Origin of the sequence: Psychrobacillus sp., assembly GCF_032154225.1 — a bacterium.
Classification (GTDB): Bacteria; Bacillota; Bacilli; order Bacillales_A; family Planococcaceae; genus Psychrobacillus.
In genome coordinates this window covers 78,236-96,077 of the sequence record NZ_JALDYF010000015.1, presented here as the reverse complement: position 1 = coordinate 96,077, position 17,842 = coordinate 78,236, and the positions used below count along the sequence as shown (strand labels likewise).

Below are 17,842 nucleotides of genomic sequence, written 5' to 3'. Positions count from 1 at the left end.
CCCGCCCCACGGAAAGCGTCCTCCCTGTAGCGTAAATCCCTGCCGAAACTCTCTACTAAGACGCATTTTATATAAAGTACGAAAGAGGGGTGTTCTTTCCTATAGATATAAATCTTCAAAAAATAGGATAATCAACTGACGTGTCAAAATAATTCACAAAATGATTTGTCTGTGATAAACTGTAAGCAAGTTAATAATTATGGTTTGAGCTTTTGAGAGACCTAACGACATTATTGCGTTTATGCAATAGTGTGCGTTAAGGTCTCTTTTTTTTATTATTATAAAAGATAGAGTGAAAGGGAGAAGGATAATGGTTCAATTTTCAGCGGTTGAAAGAAGCGCAACATTAGATGCAATGGAGAAGGAATATTTTGACTTATTAGTAATCGGAGGCGGAATTACTGGTGCCGGAATCGCATTAGATGCTGTAACACGCGGCTTAAAGGTTGCGCTTGTAGAAATGCAAGACTTTGCGTCGGGGACATCTAGCAGATCTACTAAGCTTGTGCATGGTGGATTGCGTTATTTAAAACAATTCGAGATTAAAGAAGTAGCGGAGCTTGGGAAAGAACGAGCAATTGTTTACGAAAATGGCCCCCATGTTACGACACCCGAATGGATGTTACTGCCTTTCCATAAAGGAGGAACTTTCGGAAAAGTTTCTACTTCGTTTGGTCTAAGAGTTTATGACTTTTTGGCTGGAGTTAAAAAAGCGGAAAGAAGAAAAATGCTTTCGAAGGAAGAGACGATTCGCAAAGCACCTCTTGTTAAAAAAGAAGGCTTACTTGGCGGCGGTTTGTATGTAGAATACCGTACAGATGACGCCAGATTAACGATAGAAGTGATAAAATCTGCTGCTGAAAAAGGAGCATCTATCGTCAATTATGCGAAGGCAGATAAGTTTATATATAATGATCAGAAAAAAATAACTGGAGTATCCATTGAGGATCTTTTAACAGGGAAAAATGTTCAAATTCAAGCGAATAAAGTAGTGAATGCGACAGGTCCATGGGTAGATGATTTAAGAAGCGTGGATGGTTCTAAGAGTAATAAAAGTTTGATCCTATCAAAAGGGGTTCATCTTGTATTTGATCAATCCATTTTCCCGCTACATCAAGCAGTGTATTTCGATACTCCTGATGGAAGAATGGTATTTGCTATTCCAAGAGACGGAAAAGCATATGTAGGGACGACAGATACTTTTTATAAAGGCGATCCAAAAGATATGAGCATTTCAAAAGAAGATAGAGAATATGTTTTGAATGCCATTCAGTATATGTTCCCTGAGTTAAATGTGTTGGAGAAAGATATAGAATCGGGCTGGGCCGGAGTTCGTCCATTAATTCATGAAGATGGGAAAAATCCTTCTGAAATTTCGAGAAAAGATGAAGTATGGGAATCAGAAAGTGGATTAATAACAATTGCAGGTGGGAAGTTAACAGGTTACCGAAAAATGGCAGAAAATGTTGTGAATATGGTTGTCCAAAAATTATCGACAGAACACAAATTTGGACCAAGTATAACGAAAAAATTGCCGATTTCAGGTGGAAATATCGGTGGTTCTTCTAAAATGGAACAATTTATTCGTGAAAAAGTGAAGCAAGGACAAAGCAGTGGTTTAGCAGAAAAAGAAGCTACTCAACTTGTAAAACTATACGGGTCAAATGTTGATACTGTATTTTCATACTTGCCAAAAGCGGAACAAAATCTTCCTCGCGTCTTATATGCCCAGTTAATGTATGCAATTCATCATGAAATGGCTGCGAAGCCTGTCGATTTCTTTATAAGAAGAACTGGACAATTATTATTTAATATTACTGCTGTATATGAATGGAAAGACAAAGTTATATCTGAAATGGCTTCTATCTTTAATTGGACGGATGAACAAAAAACGGCATACAACCAAGAGTTAGAGCAGGAAATCACTCACGCAACAACTGTACGATAAGATATGATATAAGTATTAAATAGAACGTTACAGGAGGTAAATGAAATGCCTTTTCATAATCAAAAAATTCTACCAGCATTGAGAAGTTTAAAACAGTTAGAGCAGCTATTAACTAGTGAATTTGAATATGTTGTCTTACTAGAAGTGCATATAAGCAACTTAAAGACCATTAAAGCAGAAGCAAATAAGTATGGAAAAAAATTAATTATCCACGCAGATTTAATTCAAGGCTTAAAAACAGATGACTATGCGGCAGAATTTCTTTGTAATGATATTCGTCCGGCGGGTATAATATCTACCCGGGCGAATATGATTTTGAAAGCAAAATCAAAAGGAATCATTGCCATCCAACGTATGTTTTTATTGGATACGATTGCTCTAGAAAAAAGCTATTCTTTAATAGAAAGAACACAACCAGATTTTATCGAAATATTACCAGGAGTTATTCCTCAGCTAATAAGTGAAGTTCATACTAGAACAGGAATTCCAATTATTAGCGGAGGGTTAATCCGTTCTGTAGAGCATGTTCAAGATGCGTTAGATGCTGGAGCGAAAGCTGTAACTACGTCGAATACTGAGCTATGGACTGCATTTCGTTAATAATCAACATAACTTTCTTGAAAAACAAGTTATTCACAGAAAAAATATATATTGACAATAGTTTGAATACTTTTATATACTATTAGTAGGTTAATAAAAAAGTGGTTGAGTTTTGAGCTCCACATTTTTTCATTCTGCTATAGGCAGAGGATTAAATGTGGAGTTTTTTTGCTTTTTCGTAACCGCTTACAAAAAGGGGGAAAAGAGATGACAGCGTTTTTAGGGGAATTGATTGGTACAATGATTTTAATCGTCTTTGGAGCAGGAGTTGTAGGTGGTGTCCTGCTGAAAAAATCCAAAGCGGAAGGTTCAGGATGGATTGTTATTACTGTTGGATGGGGTCTTGGAGTTGCAATGGGAGCCTACGCAGTAGGAGCCTTTAGTGGAGCTCATTTAAATCCTGCCCTAACAATTGGTTTGGCGTCTATTGGGGAGTTCCCATGGGCAGATGTACCAGCGTATATTTTAGCGCAACTGATTGGAGCAATTGTCGGAGCGGTTATTGTTTATTTTCAATATTTACCTCATTGGAAGGAAACGGAAGATGCTGGAGCAAAACTTGGTGTGTTTGCAACTTCACCTGCAATTCGTCATCCACTTTCTAATCTTACAAGTGAGATTATTGGAACATTCATTTTAGTTCTTGGTATTCTTATGATAGGTGCAAATGAATTTACAGAAGGTTTAAATCCACTAATTGTCGGAGCGCTTATTATCGCAATTGGATTATCACTAGGTGGAACGACAGGATATGCTATTAATCCAGCACGTGATTTAGGCCCTAGAATTGCACACTTCCTTCTTCCAATCTCAGGAAAAGGTTCATCGGATTGGAGTTATGCATGGGTGCCGATTGTAGGACCTATCATCGGAGGAGTATTTGGAGCACTTTTTTATCAACAATTTTTCAAAGGTGTTAACAGCATGGCGTTTTGGATATTAGGAGCAATTGTACTTGCAGTTCTTTTAGGAGCACAGTTTACTTTAAAGCAAGATATCAAAGTAGCTGTGAAACAAGGTAGCGCAGAGAGATTATAAATATTAAATATTGGGGGAAAATCAAATGACAGAGAAATATATTTTGGCACTAGATCAAGGAACAACTAGTTCTCGTGCAATTTTGTTTGATAAAGAAGGGAATATTTTTCATTCCTCACAACAAGAATTTACACAATATTTTCCAAAATCAGGTTGGGTAGAGCATAATGCTGATGAAATTTGGAGTTCTATTTTGGCTGTAATTGCTGGTGTTTTATCAGAGAAAAATATAAATGCAGAGCAAATTGCAGGAATCGGAATTACAAATCAACGCGAAACTGCTGTCGTTTGGGATAAAAACACGGGAGATCCTATTTATAACGCAATCGTTTGGCAATCACGACAAACAGCTGAAATATGTGAGCAATTAAAAGCGGATGGACATTCGGATACATTCCGTGATAAAACTGGCTTATTAATAGATGCTTATTTCTCTGGTACAAAAGTAAAGTGGATCTTAGATAATGTCGAAGGTGCTCGAGAAAAAGCAGAAAACGGAGATCTATTATTCGGAACGATTGATACATGGCTTGTTTGGAAATTATCAGGTGGGAAGAGACATGTAACGGATTATTCGAATGCTTCTAGAACACTTATGTACAATATTTATGACTTAAAATGGGATGAAGAACTACTAGAAATTCTAGGTGTTCCAGCTTCCATGCTTCCAGAAGTGCGCCCTTCATCAGAAGTGTATGCGCATACAGATGAGGATCGTTTTTTTGGACATGAAGCACCAATAGCAGGTATTGCAGGAGACCAACAAGCAGCTCTTTTTGGGCAAGCATGCTTTGAAAGTGGAATGGTAAAAAATACGTACGGTACTGGCTGCTTTATGCTAATGAACACGGGAGAAAAAGCTGTTAAATCAGAGCATGGTTTATTGACAACGATTGCTTGGGGTATTGATGGGAAAGTGGAATATGCCCTAGAAGGAAGTATATTTGTGGCAGGTTCTGCGGTTCAATGGCTACGAGATGGGTTAAGAATGTTTAGAAACTCTTCTGAAAGTGAGCAATATGCTGATAGAGTAGAATCAGCAGATGGCGTTTATGTAGTACCAGCATTCGTTGGTTTAGGTGCACCTTATTGGGATAGCGACGTAAGAGGAGCTATTTTTGGACTAACTAGAGGAACATCGAAAGAACATTTCGTACGTGCTACTTTGGAATCGCTTGCATATCAAACAAAAGATGTTTTGGATGCAATGGAGGCTGATTCAGGTATCTCTCTAAAAACGCTACGTGTAGACGGTGGAGCAGTAGCAAATAATTTCTTAATGCAATTCCAAAGTGATCTATTGGACGTTCAGGTTGATCGTCCGGTGATCAATGAGACAACAGCACTTGGAGCAGCATATTTGGCTGGATTAGCTGTTGGTTATTGGGAAGATAAAAATGAAATCTCTAAAAAGTGGAAGAATGATAGATCATTCCTTCCTGAAATGGAACAAGAGAAGCGAGAAGGCTTATACGAAGGCTGGCAAAAAGCTGTGAAAGCAGCACAGATTTTTAAATAAAATGATTTAAGAAGAAACTGGGGTTTTACTATACCTAGTTTCTTTTTTTGATGAATAATCCGAATAAAACAGTGCAAGCTATCATGACGGGAATAAAAAAGGAGGATTTTCATTGAAAAAAATAGTACAAATATCTTTGGCATTGCTTCTCATCGGTTCGTTAATGGGCTGTGGCATGAATAAAAAAGATGAAAAAGTCGTTGAGAATAATGAAACAGTAGATGAAACAACGACTGAACCGATTGTGAAAGACGATGAAGTGACTACTGATCAAAAGGTCGAATTAGCAGATGATGTTTCGGACAAAATCGTTGGCTTGGAGGAAGTAGAAAGTGCAAACGTTTTTGTAACCGATAACAACGCATATGTCGCAGTTGTATTAAAAAATGGCACAAATGCAACAGAAGAATTGGAAACAAAAATAGCAGATGAAGCAAGAGCAACGAACGCTGACTTCAAAAATGTATATGTCTCAACAAACCCAGACTTTTCAAAGGAATTTACCGATTACGGGGATAAAATAAGAGCAGGCGAACCAGTAGAGGGATTTTTTGATGAGTTCTCTGACACTGTAAAAAGAGTATTCCCTGATTCGCATTAAACTATGTAAAATAGAAAGTGGAAGCAATTTCCGTTGATAAATAAGTAAAATGGGTTTATTATATACACATAGGCTGCATTGTACGTATGGATATTAAGTTTTAACCTTTATGCTGTAACAGGGAGTTTTATATAGAAGCTGGAGTGACAAGCCTTATTCTCTTTTGACAATGAGGACACGCACGAAAGTTTTTGCGAACACCCACTTTTAGAAGTGGTGGTTTAAAACTTTCTTATTAAAGTACGGCAAAGGCGGCTTACTTAAATTAATCATTATAGTAAGCATCTTCCTTAATCGGAGGGTGCTTTTTTGTTGTTGTTAAATGTTAAAAAGCTTTGGTTTGTTTATTAAATATTACTACTACCATTACACCTATTATAATGTGTATTTTTTATTTGTGTTCACAGTCGGAACATTAAGCCTTGTAACAAAAATCGAATAACCTAAGTAAGAGCGTTCCAATCGGAGCGTTTTTTTTAATACAAAACTATAATTTATTGAAAAGTATATATAGATATAAAGTCACTACTAACATTTGTCAGTATTGTGTTAATTTGAATTTAGTTTATCCTTAAAGTGAGTGTGTATATAAATACTCCAAAAGGAGAAAAAATATGAAAAGAAAACTATGGAAAGAGATAGCGGTGGCTATCTTATTAGTTTCAACCATTTTATCTTTTTCACCAATCGCATACGGAGAAACAACTTCCGTTCAACAATCGATTGATAATGTAACAATGGAAATGAAAAAAGCGGCTTTGTCCTATGTAGAACCTGCTTTAAAAGGGGAACTAGTACTGAGTTCTTCACTTGATTCGGTGCTGAACAGTGTAAAGAAGAACTACCAAGAAACAAGAAAGATCATTCTAGCATCTAATCTTTCAGAAAAAGAAAAGCAAGCGAAGTTGAAAGAAATAGACGCATTATATGATGGGAAAATCGTAAAAGGGCTTATCCCATATATCGATGCCTATAACTACGCATCGAAGTATTTGGAGCCCTTACTAAAAGAAATAACAGAAGCAGAAGCAAAAAATGATTTTTTAGCAGTTGAAAAAGCTTATCACGAGTTATCTGTTCAACTAAAATCAAGAACGTCTATTTTATATCGTTTAACGGGTAAAGCACCTCGTCATCTACTGTTAGAAATGTATAAAAAGCCAGCGGATGCAAAACGTGATGAACTGGTTATTCCTGTAACTATTATGATGAAAGCAGCAAGTGCACAACAGTTACTTCTTGCAGGAAAAAAAGAAGAAGCGATAAAAGCGACAGAGGATATTCCATCCCTAGTGGCCAAACTATCTAATACAAATTCTTTCCATCAAGCATTAATAAAAGAGTTGGAGAGACTTCAAGCAATCTTATTGCCAGCACCTGTAGTACCAGAAGTTCCGACCCCACCAGTAACATCACCATCAACTGGTAGCGGAGGTAACGATGGATTATCAGAAACTTCCGCACAACGAGCATTACGTTTAGCAAAGACAGACGCTATAAAAGAGTTAACGGATTATAAAAGCGAAACAGATTATAGCGTTGTAAACTGGACAACAATCTTATCTTTAAAAACAACTTGGAGAAACGCTATCAATTCTGCGAAGACAACAACAGAAGTTACACAAGTATTAGATAATGCAAAGGCAGAAGTGGATAAAGTTCTGACAATAGCCCAGGAAATGGCTCTAGCCTTAGATAAGGCGAAGACAGATGCGATTGCAGAGCTAGCAATTTATAAAGATACTGATTATAGCCCAACAAACTGGACATCAATAAAAGGATATAAAGTTGATGGAACATTTGAAATCAACGCAGCAACTACAACTGCAGCTGTTGTAAAAGCACTTTCTTACGCACAAATGAAAATCAATGCCGTTAAAACATTAGTAGAAGAACAACAAGACCAACAAAATCAAGATTTAGTAAATACAGAAGCAGCAAACATTCCTTTAACATTTGCTCCTGCTGCAAATCTAGCTGGAACAGTTTCTCTACCAACAGTTGGCGCTGATTATACTATTTCGGTTAAATCAACATCTAATCCTTTAAAGTATGGTATGGATGGTAAGGTTAAAGCAGATGGTTCTTCAACGGTTGTGTATACTGTGACACATAAAGCTTCAGGAAAAACTGCTGACACTGGTTTAGTAGAAGTAATAACTACCATCATTTTGAAAGTACCGCCTGTTGTAAATACAGTTTCACCTTTACCTTCAACAATGCCTTTCAATACCCCTATTGAGTTTACGTTTATAGACGATCCAGAATGGAGAGCAGCCTTTGAAAGTTTAGGTTTAAAAAACCAAATTGGTTCCACGATTTTCTTCAAGGGAAGGATAGTAATTAATGATGGAACACTTAAACTAGCTAATGGTTTTTATGGAGTTAGTCTCACATGGGTATGGACATTTAAAGCAACGGGCTATCAAGATGTTATCATAACGCTTGAAGTATTACCAAAACTCCCATAATAGATTTGTTAAACATCAAGGGCATCCAATTGGGTGCTCTTTTTATGTAAAAAAATAAGGAGTGATCGAATTTGGAAAAGTATCTATCATCAACAGGAAGTTTCTTGGCAGTTCTTTCAAGTGCAATTTTGATGCCTATATTCGAATTTATGTATGGGCCAGGAGAGGCAGTTATGTACACAATGCTTGCACCGCTACTTAATCGGAGGATGCAATTTTTTGTTAGTAAGGACTATTTGATTTTCGGAAATTGCTCGAACAGCCCGGACAGAAAATCACTTCAAATAACCAAAGCCTAGCTTTTAGACACTTGATAGTTCTAAAAAAAGAACGGCCGAGAAGTTATCCCTCGACAATTCTTTTTTATTTTATGATAAGTTGTAAAATAAACAGTTTTTAACTCACATTGCTTTAGTTTTTAAATAATGAATAATTGTATCCGTTACTTCTTTTGTAGTAGCTTTACCTTTTAAATCACCCGTTTTGATGCCTTGTTCTAGACTGTATTCGATTGCATTAAGTAAATGTTCACCAAGTTCAGTATAACCAAGATAGTCTAACATCAGTTTTCCGGTCCAGATTTGGCCTAATGGATTAGCAACACCTAAACCTGCGATATCAGGTGCAGATCCATGTACTGGTTCAAACATGGAAGGGAACTCATTACTTACGTTAAGATTAGCTGCTGGTGCAATGCCGATACTACCCATAATTGCTCCACCAATGTCTGTTAAAATATCACCGAACAAATTGGAAGCAACAATAACATCAAATTCAGAAGGCTTCATAATCATATAAGCTGCCATTGCATCCACATGAACACTGTTTTGTTGTAGTTGTGGATATTCAGCTACAACGTCATGGAATACATCATCCCAGAAGGGCATGCTATGGGTAAGGCCATTTGATTTTGTTGCACTTGTAACTTTTTTACTTCTTTGACTGGATAAATCACAAGCGTAACGCATTGCTCTCTCGGTACCTTTTCGTGTGAAAACGGCATTTTGAATGGCAATTTCATCTTGACCTGAGTGCATTCTACCACCGCTATCTGAGTATTCACCTTCGGAGTTTTCACGTACAACGATAATATCGAATTCACCTGGATTTTTTAATGGTGAATCAAGACCTTTTAATAGTTTTGCAGGACGGATATTAATGGATTGTTGAAGACCTCTTCTAATTTTTATTAGTAATCCCCAAAGTGAAATATGGTCTGGAACAAGTTCAGGCATACCTACTGACCCAAGAAAAATTTGATCGTAATTTTTTAGAATTTCGAGACCATCTTCGGGCATCATTTCACCATTTTCTAAATAGTAATCACAGCCCCAAGGTAATATACCCCATTCAAATTTTAAATTACCATCTAATTCTGCTAAAGTATCTAGTACTCGCATTGCTTCTGGTACTACTTCTTTTCCAATACCGTCTCCTGGTATCGTAGCGATTTTATATGTTTTCATCTAAAAACTCCTCCTTTTTTAAGGAAAACCACTGCTATCATAATGAACTTTCATTTAGGTATACAATAACCTTTATTGTATCTAAATGAGTTTCACAAGCCTTTTCCATTGCGCCGCTAATGTCATCAAGAACGTAAGTCGATGTAATAATATTACTAGTAATATCTTTTAGTTTGTTTAATATTTTAATTGCTAAAGGGAATGCATTAGCATATCTATAAACAGTTAACAAATCAATTTCCTTTTGCAACATAGTAGTTAAATCTAGGGTAACATTTTGTTGACGTGGGAACCCGATGCTAACTAATTTTCCACCTTTTTTAAGGGAGTTAACAGCTGAGGCAAGTGCTTGCTCAGCCCCCGAAGTTTCAATTACAACATCAAAGTAATTTTCTACTATTTCTTGTTTAGATACTTCAATTGTTTGGGTAGCTCCCAAGCTTTTAGCAACTTCTAGCTTGTGTGAAACCATATCCGTTACAGCTATTTCTTCCGCATTAAAATAATTTGTTGCTGCAACTGCCATTAAACCAACTGGTCCCATACCCATGATTAAAACTTTCATACCTGGCTTTAAATTAGCACGATTTAAAGCATGGATGCCTACGGAAAGAGGCTCCGCTAAAGTAGCCTCTTCAAATGTTAAAGAATCGGGTATCGAAAATACATAATCTTCTGGATGGTTAATATATTGGCGCAATGTCCCTTTGTATGGAGGGGTAGATAAAAATACTACTTCATCACAAAGATTATATTTTCCACTTCTGCATTTTTCGCAAGTTCGACAAGGAACACCTGGTTCAACAGCGACTCTATCCCCAATTGAAAATTTAGTAACATGGCTTCCGACTTCGACAACGGTTCCTGCGCATTCATGTCCTTGAATATGGGGGTATTGTACAGTTCTTTTTCCAATATGCCCATGTTTATAATAATGAATATCTGATCCGCAAATACCAACGGCTTCTACTTTTATTAATACCTCATTAGGAGCAATAGATGGTATTTCTTCGTAACCGACTTCCACTTTTGATAATTCTACTAAATTTGCGACTTTCATTTCTAAAGCATTCAATTCTGATCACTCCAATATTGGTTGATTATCGTATTTAAGTAGAACTTTACCGCATTTTTTATCTTCACAAAGTTGGAAAGCAGGCTCCCATTCATCTAAAAGCATCGTATGCGTAATAATTGGTTTTAAGTTTATTTTATTTTGCTCATATAACTTCATTACTCGGTCCCATGTTTCAAAGGAATGAGCAAGAGATCCATATACTTGTAATTGTTTGTATAGGATAACATCGTAATCCATCGTAAAAGCCTTGCCAGCTATCCCTACTTGAATATGTTTTCCACGATTTTTTAATTGTTTAAAACACTCATTGATAGCAACAGGTACGCCTGTGCAATCTACTGTAATGTCAACTCCAGAACCGTTTGTTTCTAGTGCAACAATCTCAGCTAAATTTTCTTGTTGGACATTAATAACTCTATCTGCGCCCAATTCTCGTGCGATTTCCAGCCTTTGTGAATCGACATCTGTCCCTGTAACGAGTATCTTGCATCCTTTAAGAGCTAATAGGGATAAGCAAATAAGTCCGATTGGACCCGGTCCCGACAATAAGACAACGTCGCCACTCTTAATATCCGTTAATTCCTCAATTGCTTGAACCCCGCAAGCTAAAGGCTCTGCTAATGCTCCTTCTTGAAGAGATACATGATCCGGTAATTTATACACAACATGCTCTTCGATTGCTAAGTACTTTGTGAAACTTCCATTTACCCCATGTCCCATTCCACGACGCAGCTCACAAAACATATAATAGCCTGTTTTACAATGAATACATGTTCCGCAAGTACGTTGAGTTGAACCTAGCACAGCTACGCGATCACCAACGGATACACTAGTTACATTGGCACCAGTTTCAACTACTACTCCAGAACATTCATGACCTAAAACAACTGGTGGATAGCTTTTAAATGTATCGTGTAAAATGTGTAAATCTGTGCCGCAAATTCCGGTATAAGCTACTTCTATTTTTACTTGGTCTTCTTTACATACAGGTTCCTCCATATGAACAATTTCAATATTTCCTGCACCTTGTTTTGTTTTTTGTAGCGCTTTTATATGAATCCACTCCTACTGATTATATTTATAAAATAAATGAATAGATTGGTTCCTGTTCTAAACGGAAATCAACGGTTCTTCTGATTGATTATTCCAAGCCAATTGATATGAATTTTACTTCTAAATACTCTTCGATGCCCCAAAGTCCGCCTTCACGACCAAGTCCACTTTCTTTAAATCCACCAAATGGAGCTTGTGCTGTTGATGGTACACCATCATTTAGGCCGACAATTCCATATTCCAATTTCTCAGAAATATGAATTGCTTCCGATAGTTTTTCAGAAAACACATAGGCAGCTAAACCAAATGGTGTATCATTCGCACGTCTAATTACTTCTTCAGTTGTTTTATAAGTTGTAATTGGTGCAAGGGGTCCAAATGTCTCTTCATACATACATTCCATATCATCAGTTACATTAACCAGCACAGCTGGTGTTAAGAAGAACCCATTAGAATTAGGGATTTCTTCTCCACCAGTAATAACTTTTGCACCTTTTTTCACAGCATCAGCTAGCTGAGATTTCACTTTATTGACAGCATTTTTGTCAATTAAAGGTCCAATAACTACGCCTTCGTCTAGACCATTACCAACAGTTAATTTTTCTACTTCCGCTTTAAAAATATTTGTAAATTCTTGTTCAACACTTTCATGCACATAAATGCGATTAGCACATACGCATGTTTGACCAGCATTTCTAAATTTTGATTTAATCAAATGCTCAGCTGCTAATTGTAAATTTGCATTTTCTGTGATGATAAATGGTGCATGTCCACCAAGTTCTAATGATAATTTCTTAACAGTATTTGCAGCTTGCGCCATTAGTTTTTTCCCTACTTCTGTCGAACCAGTGAATGTAACTTTACGAACTCTACTATCTCTCATCCATTCCCCAACTATTGCACTTGAGTTACCTGTAACTAGATTAAGAACACCTTTTGGAATACCCGCTTCATGTGCTAATTCAATTAACTTTATTGCAGTAAGTGGTGTAAGGGAAGCTGGCTTTATTACTGCTGTACATCCCGCTGCGAGTGCAGGTGCAACTTTTCGAGTAATCATAGCAGCAGGGAAATTCCATGGTGTGATAGCTGCGATAACGCCAACTGGTTGTTTCGTTACGAGTAAGCGCTTAACCACGCTAGATGAAGGAAGAGTTTGGCCATAAATACGTTTACCTTCCTCTGCGTACCACGAAATAAAGCTATTTGCATAGTCAATTTCTCCTATTGCCTCTGCTAATGGTTTCCCTTGCTCTTTCGTCATAATTTCTCCAATAACTTCTTTGTTCTGATCGACTAAATGGAACCATTTATATAATAAATCTGAGCGTTGACCAGCAGTTAATGCAGACCAAGATTCCAATGCTGCAAATGCTGCATCTGTAGCTAATAGTGCTTCTTTTTCATTGCCGTTTGGTACACTTCCGATTGTTTCTAGTGTAGCAGGGTTAACGACATAAATTTGGTCGGTTGTTGTAACTGATTCTCCATTAATAATCATATTTCCTTTTATAGTCATTTATATTTCCTCCTCTGAAAATTTAAAATATTGTTGATTAATTAAGATTATAGATAGCAAAAAGAAAAAAAGTCAATGTAAATATATTTGTAATAGTTAAATAATAAAGTAACAATTATAATAGGCTATTATAGCTAATAACTGGAGATAGAAAACTAATCAGCGAATTTTATGGGAAAAAAGTATTTCCTTTTTGTTAATAAATGAACTAAAATGTGAGTTTGAAGGTAGGAAGTATTAAACATTAAAAGAGGAGAATTATTATGAAAGTCAATATTTATGATGTTGCTAAAGCAGCTAATGTCTCTATTGCTACAGTCTCTAAAGTTATTAATAATACAGGGAGAATAAGCGATAAAACGAAAAAAAAGGTGAATGATATTATTAAAGAATTGGATTACAAGCCAAGTTTAATAGCATCTGCTCTAATGGGGAAAAATACTCGTACGATAGGGTTTATCCTTCCTGACTTAGCTAACCCATTCTTTTCGGAATTAGCTAGATACATTGAAGATAAAGCAAATGAGTATGACTACAATGTCGTAATTTGTAGCACTGATTATATTAAAGAAAAAGAGGATACGTATATTTCCTTATTGATGCAAAAAAACGTGGATGGTTTTATTTTAGCTTCTGGTTTTGAACGCTTTGAAACGGTTCAAAAATTAATGGATGAAAAAATTCCAGTCGTTATTGTAGCTAGGAATTATCCAGAGGTGCCAGTCAATTTAGTTGCTATAAATGACTATGAAGCAGGATATCAAGCAACTTCATTTTTAATTCAACAAGGCCATCAAAAAATTTCGATAATTGCTAGGGATATTTGGAGTAATAGAGAAAGATTTAGAGGCTATTCAGATGCAATGAAAGATTATCAATTAACCATTCCTACGGAAGTCTATTATGCAAAAGAATCTACTATCCAAGCGGGACATGATAGCTTCCAACAAATAATGCGTGAATCTAAAATTGCACCTACAGCTATTTTTGCTTGTAATGATATGATGGCGGTTGGAGCCATTAAAGCTAGCCAAAAAATGGGATTAGCCGTTCCAGAAGATATGTCTATAATGGGATTTGATAATACACTTATAGCTCAAATTATTAATCCTACACTGACAACTATTGATCAACCCAAAAAAACGATTGCTAACGAAGCTGTAAAATTACTTATGAGTGCGATAGACGGAGATACTGAAAAACATACGATTATTCTTAAAACAGAATTAGTTAAAAGGGAATCTGTAAAAAAAATTTAATTTTATAGTTGAAAATTCCGAAAAATTGATTTATATTAATTTGCAGGAAGGTTAAGCGCTTAACTTTCGTGGAGGTGATTATTATTTTAATTAATGGAAATGTAATAATCATACAATCTGGTGGCCCAACAGCTGTAATTAACAGTTCAATGGTCGGGATTGTAGAAGCAATTTTGGAATCTAATAAGCCAAGTATAAAAATTTATGGAGCAAAGGGTGGATTGAAAGGTTTATTGAATAATTCTTTAGTCCGCTTGGATACTTTGACGAAAGAAAAGCTTAAATCAATTAAGTACACTCCCGGTGCGATGCTTGGAACATGCCGCTTGAAAATAGAGGGATTTCATTTACGTAAAATAATCGGAATTTTCAAGGTATTAAATATTAATCATTGTTTTTATATAGGTGGAAATGGATCCATGTATGTTGCAGAGCAAATTAGTAATTGTGCACGTGAACTAAATTATCCGCTTTGTACTATCGGAGTCCCTAAATCAATAGATAATGATTTGGATATGATTGATCATTCTCCTGGGTATGCCAGTGCAGCTAAATTTTTAATAGCGTGTACAGAAGATATTACACTGGATATTGTCAGCTATGAGGCACCTAAAAAGGTAACTATTATGGAAACAATGGGACGCAATACTGGGTGGCTGGCGGCTTCATGTTCGTTAGCGGAGCAGAAGTCGTCAAATTGTAAACAATTAATATACATACCAGAAAGCCCGTTTAGTCTTATTAATTGTCTTGAAACGATTGAGTATAACTATAATAATGACTATCACACTTTGCTTATTGTTTCAGAGGGAATTAGAGATCATCAAGATCAACTAATAGCAGCGAAAACATTACAGTATGATAGTTTGAATAGACCAAAGTTAGGTGGGGTATCCTGGCTTTTAAAAGATGAAATTGACAATAATTTAAATATTGGTACTCGTTGTATTGACACAAGTATTTGGCAACGAAGTAGTTCTAGATATATTTCTTTAACAGATGTTAACGAGGCATATAATTTAGGATACAATGCATGGAAAGCAGCGTTAAATAATGAAGATTGTGTCATGGTTACACTTTCAAGATTAGAAACATCAGAATATATGGTTGAATATAGTTCAGTTCCTTTAAGTAGAATCGCAGGCATTGAGAAAACTGTTCCGAAGCATTGGTATGATGAAACTAAAAAGGCAATGAATAAAGAATTTATAGATTATATTAAACCACTAGTAAAAGGCGATGTTGTTAAACCAAGTTTTGATTTGGAACAACAGCATGTAAGTATCTAATATGAACTAAAGTGATATTTGGAAAAGTTAGATGAAATGAGAGTGAGTCAAAGGAGTTTTATTTTTAGTACTTTGGTTAAGCGCTTTCTCAAATGATAAGGAGGATTTATATGCCAAGCAATAATGCTGTTCTAAAAGAGAAATCGAAAGATGCACGAAAAAGTTTATTAAAAGTTGTTCATCATGCAGGTGCAGGTCACATAGGAGGTCCATTGTCGGCAATTGATGTACTAACAACACTATATTTTGATGAAATGAATGTCGAACCTTCTGAACCACAAAAAACTGACCGTGATCGTTTTGTTTTATCAAAGGGACATTCAGCGATAGGATTATATGCTGTATTAGCAGAAAAAGGCTATCTTGATCGCGAGGAATTATATACTTTTGATTCATTAAATTCTAGGCTACAAGGTCATCCAGATATGAAGATTTTACCTGGCATCGAAATGTCGACTGGATCTTTAGGTCAAGGTATTTCAGCAGCGGTTGGAATGGCGTTAGGTGCTAAAGTACAGAATCAATCATTTAGAACTTACTGCATGATTGGTGATGGTGAATCACAAGAAGGTCAGGTATGGGAGGCAGCATTTATTGCTGCAAAATACGAGTTAGACAATCTTGTAGTTATTCTAGATTACAACAAACTTCAACAATATGGTTGGCCTGGAACAACTACCGAGAGGGCTGTTCCAAATGACTTGATGGAAGAAAAGTGGGAGGCCTTTGGTTGGAATGTTATTCGAATCGATGGTCATTCATTTGACGAAATTTTAGAAGGTTTTAAACAAGCGAAACTAGTGAAACAAAAACCGACAATACTTATTGCGGATACGATTAAAGGTAAAGGAATTAGCTTTATGGAGAATAATTATTTATGGCATTCTAGAATTCCTACTGACGAAGAACTATCGTTGGCATTAAAAGAATTAGACGAAAGTGGTGACCTATAATGCAAGTTTCTCAACTTAAAACAGCATCGATGCGTGACAGTTTTAGTGAAACACTTTACCAACTTGCAGTAAATGATCCAAGAGTTTTTGTACTGGATGGGGATTTAGCTACTTCAACCAAAATTGAAAAGGTAGCAAAAGAACATCCACAAAAATTTTTACAAATGGGTATTGCAGAGCAAAATATGTTAAGCGTTGCTGCTGGTTTAGCGACAACGGGACTTCAGCCATGGGCAGTTACATTTGCAGCATTTATGTCTAAACGTGCTTTAGATCAAATTCAAGTACAAATTGCACAACCAAAACTAAATGTAAAAATGATTGGTGCTTATAGTGGATTATTGACAGGTGTTACAGGGAAAACGCATCAAGCGTTAGAGGATATTGCTATTTTCAGAAGTTTAGCTAATATGACTGTACTTGCACCAGCTGACTCTGTTGAAACGACTAAAATGATGGAGTGGGCTAATCAGTATGATGGTCCAGTATACATAAGATTGGCTCGAGATAATTACCCAATCTTATTCGATGATTCTTATGTATTCCAACCAAATAAAGGTGTTGTTTTAAAAGAGGGAACGGATTTAACAATTATCGCTACTGGAACTGCCACAAGTCGTGCACTGGAAGCTGCGGAAATTTTAAACCAAAACAATATATCATCGACGGTAGTTCATTTACCTTCAATAAAACCAATTGATCAAGAGCTAATTATCGAGATGGCTACAAAAACAAAAGCAGTTGTCACTGTAGAAGAACATAGCATTTATGGGGGATTAGGTAGTGCAATAGCAGAAATATTGGCAGCAAATGCACCAACTCCTATTGAATTTGTTGGTGTTAAAGATCGCAATTCAGAGTCTGCTAGTAACGAGGCATTATTGGAGAAATACGAGATTTCCACAAAGTTTATTGTAGAGGCAGCTCAAAGAGTTAATTTGAGAAAGAAATAGTAGCATTTAGCGATAGTTTATTAAATCCCTTCTTTTATATTAATACCTAAAAGAAGGGGCTTATGCTAACTCCATTATGAATTTTAAAATTTTTT

Annotated in this window: 14 protein-coding genes and 1 other RNA gene; 11 read left to right on the top strand and 4 right to left on the bottom strand. The window is 36.1% G+C overall.

The window, feature by feature from the left end:
* The first annotated feature begins 310 nt into the window (after positions 1-310).
* The 7 genes from RUH95_RS16620 to RUH95_RS16590 all read left to right on the top strand — a co-directional run bounded on the left by RUH95_RS16620 (position 311) and on the right by RUH95_RS16590 (position 8,177).
* Positions 311-1,948, top strand: coding sequence for a glycerol-3-phosphate dehydrogenase/oxidase (locus RUH95_RS16620; protein ID WP_313894016.1), 1,638 nt, complete (start codon positions 311-313; stop codon positions 1,946-1,948).
* Positions 1,949-1,993: 45 nt separating this feature from the next.
* A complete protein-coding gene (locus tag RUH95_RS16615) occupies positions 1,994-2,548 on the top strand; it encodes a glycerol-3-phosphate responsive antiterminator (protein WP_313894015.1) in 555 nt (184 codons plus the stop codon).
* A 207-nt stretch (positions 2,549-2,755) separates the two neighbouring features.
* Complete coding sequence (locus RUH95_RS16610; protein WP_313894014.1) at positions 2,756-3,586, top strand: MIP/aquaporin family protein; 831 nt, start codon at positions 2,756-2,758, stop codon at positions 3,584-3,586.
* Between the two features lie 25 nt (positions 3,587-3,611).
* Complete coding sequence (gene glpK, locus RUH95_RS16605) at positions 3,612-5,105, top strand: glycerol kinase GlpK (protein ID WP_313894013.1); 1,494 nt, start codon at positions 3,612-3,614, stop codon at positions 5,103-5,105.
* Positions 5,106-5,217: 112 nt separating this feature from the next.
* The gene (locus tag RUH95_RS16600) at positions 5,218-5,706 is read left to right on the top strand and encodes a YhcN/YlaJ family sporulation lipoprotein (RefSeq protein ID WP_313894012.1); all 489 of its coding nucleotides are present in this window, start codon (positions 5,218-5,220) and stop codon (positions 5,704-5,706) included.
* 67 nt (positions 5,707-5,773) lie between these two features.
* Positions 5,774-5,968, top strand: a non-coding RNA gene (gene ssrS / locus RUH95_RS16595) — 6S RNA.
* Between the two features lie 352 nt (positions 5,969-6,320).
* Positions 6,321-8,177: a hemoblobin-interacting domain-containing protein gene (locus tag RUH95_RS16590; protein WP_313894011.1), complete on the top strand. Its 1,857-nt coding sequence runs from the start codon at positions 6,321-6,323 to the stop codon at positions 8,175-8,177.
* 401 nt (positions 8,178-8,578) lie between these two features.
* Here the strand turns inward: RUH95_RS16590 and RUH95_RS16585 are convergent, their stop codons facing one another.
* The 4 genes from RUH95_RS16585 to RUH95_RS16570 all read right to left on the bottom strand — a co-directional run bounded on the left by RUH95_RS16585 (position 8,579) and on the right by RUH95_RS16570 (position 13,293).
* Entirely contained in the window at positions 8,579-9,643 is a 1,065-nt protein-coding gene (locus RUH95_RS16585; RefSeq protein ID WP_313894010.1) for a tartrate dehydrogenase, read from the bottom strand.
* A gap of 37 nt (positions 9,644-9,680) precedes the next feature.
* Positions 9,681-10,718, bottom strand: a complete 1,038-nt coding sequence (locus RUH95_RS16580) for an NAD(P)-dependent alcohol dehydrogenase (RefSeq protein WP_313894009.1) — start codon at positions 10,716-10,718, stop codon at positions 9,681-9,683.
* A 6-nt stretch (positions 10,719-10,724) separates the two neighbouring features.
* The gene (locus tag RUH95_RS16575) at positions 10,725-11,720 is read right to left on the bottom strand and encodes a zinc-dependent alcohol dehydrogenase (protein WP_313894008.1); all 996 of its coding nucleotides are present in this window, start codon (positions 11,718-11,720) and stop codon (positions 10,725-10,727) included.
* A gap of 142 nt (positions 11,721-11,862) precedes the next feature.
* Positions 11,863-13,293 carry an NAD-dependent succinate-semialdehyde dehydrogenase gene (locus RUH95_RS16570; RefSeq protein WP_313894007.1) on the bottom strand — a complete coding sequence of 477 codons (1,431 nt, stop codon included), beginning with the start codon at positions 13,291-13,293 and terminating at the stop codon, positions 11,863-11,865.
* Positions 13,294-13,556: 263 nt separating this feature from the next.
* Here RUH95_RS16570 and RUH95_RS16565 point away from each other — a divergent pair, with 263 nt between their 5' ends.
* From RUH95_RS16565 to RUH95_RS16550, 4 genes are all read left to right on the top strand, one after another.
* Complete coding sequence (locus RUH95_RS16565; RefSeq protein ID WP_313894006.1) at positions 13,557-14,552, top strand: LacI family DNA-binding transcriptional regulator; 996 nt, start codon at positions 13,557-13,559, stop codon at positions 14,550-14,552.
* Between the two features lie 68 nt (positions 14,553-14,620).
* Complete coding sequence (locus RUH95_RS16560) at positions 14,621-15,841, top strand: diphosphate--fructose-6-phosphate 1-phosphotransferase (RefSeq protein WP_313894005.1); 1,221 nt, start codon at positions 14,621-14,623, stop codon at positions 15,839-15,841.
* 110 nt (positions 15,842-15,951) lie between these two features.
* Complete coding sequence (locus RUH95_RS16555) at positions 15,952-16,794, top strand: transketolase (protein ID WP_313894004.1); 843 nt, start codon at positions 15,952-15,954, stop codon at positions 16,792-16,794.
* Entirely contained in the window at positions 16,794-17,747 is a 954-nt protein-coding gene (locus RUH95_RS16550) for a transketolase family protein (RefSeq protein WP_313894003.1), read from the top strand. The genes RUH95_RS16555 and RUH95_RS16550 overlap by 1 nt, the downstream gene beginning before the upstream one ends.
* The last annotated feature ends 95 nt before the right edge of the window (positions 17,748-17,842 follow it).

Coding starts and splice junctions, on each gene's coding strand:
- RUH95_RS16620 (WP_313894016.1), top strand. CDS start 311: ATGGTTCAATTTTCAGCGGTTGAAAGAAGCGCAACATTAGATGCAATG.
- RUH95_RS16615 (WP_313894015.1), top strand. CDS start 1,994: ATGCCTTTTCATAATCAAAAAATTCTACCAGCATTGAGAAGTTTAAAA.
- RUH95_RS16610 (WP_313894014.1), top strand. CDS start 2,756: ATGACAGCGTTTTTAGGGGAATTGATTGGTACAATGATTTTAATCGTC.
- glpK (WP_313894013.1), top strand. CDS start 3,612: ATGACAGAGAAATATATTTTGGCACTAGATCAAGGAACAACTAGTTCT.
- RUH95_RS16590 (WP_313894011.1), top strand. CDS start 6,321: ATGAAAAGAAAACTATGGAAAGAGATAGCGGTGGCTATCTTATTAGTT.
- RUH95_RS16585 (WP_313894010.1), bottom strand. CDS start 9,643: ATGAAAACATATAAAATCGCTACGATACCAGGAGACGGTATTGGAAAA.
- RUH95_RS16575 (WP_313894008.1), bottom strand. CDS start 11,720: ATGGAGGAACCTGTATGTAAAGAAGACCAAGTAAAAATAGAAGTAGCT.
- RUH95_RS16570 (WP_313894007.1), bottom strand. CDS start 13,293: ATGACTATAAAAGGAAATATGATTATTAATGGAGAATCAGTTACAACA.
- RUH95_RS16565 (WP_313894006.1), top strand. CDS start 13,557: ATGAAAGTCAATATTTATGATGTTGCTAAAGCAGCTAATGTCTCTATT.
- RUH95_RS16555 (WP_313894004.1), top strand. CDS start 15,952: ATGCCAAGCAATAATGCTGTTCTAAAAGAGAAATCGAAAGATGCACGA.
- RUH95_RS16550 (WP_313894003.1), top strand. CDS start 16,794: ATGCAAGTTTCTCAACTTAAAACAGCATCGATGCGTGACAGTTTTAGT.